Origin of the sequence: Neisseria sicca 4320, from assembly GCF_000193735.1 — a bacterium.
Classification (GTDB): domain Bacteria; phylum Pseudomonadota; class Gammaproteobacteria; order Burkholderiales; family Neisseriaceae; genus Neisseria; species Neisseria sicca_E.
The window spans coordinates 1-404 of record NZ_AEPF01000100.1 but is presented as its reverse complement, the minus strand read 5'-3'; the positions used below and the strand labels follow the sequence as shown (position 1 = coordinate 404).

1 pseudogene is annotated in these 404 nt (G+C 45.8%); it reads right to left on the bottom strand.

Annotated elements, in window-relative coordinates:
- Window positions 1-404, bottom strand: a pseudogene (locus tag NSCA4_RS13055) (hypothetical protein); the annotation flags it as partial.

The window sequence follows — 404 nt, the reverse complement described above, 5'->3', positions numbered from 1 at the left end:
CTCCGCCTTGTTCCTTCTGCATTTGCCATTGATAAAAACGGTCTCCAGCTTGTCTGAAATCTTGAGGAGACGGGCTATCAATCAAACCTAATCCACGGCCTATATTCCCCAATGACTCTGCAATTCCCCCAAACAAATTATTTCCAAAAGTACCAGCCATTAAAACACCACTTTCGACAGCACCTTTATAATCTCCTGACCTTATTCTTGCTGCCATCAAACCACTATGTTTATCAACCGCAGATGCCAATGCACCACCCGCCCAAACGCCATTTATAGTATTCTGCAATTTCGACGAACTTACAGTCTGAGTTTGTGTCGTCCTAAAAGTCCCCTTCTCGCCATAATTGCCCGTTGCGGTTATGGTCTTCGGTTGTGACCCCTTGATGGTATCGCCCGACTTG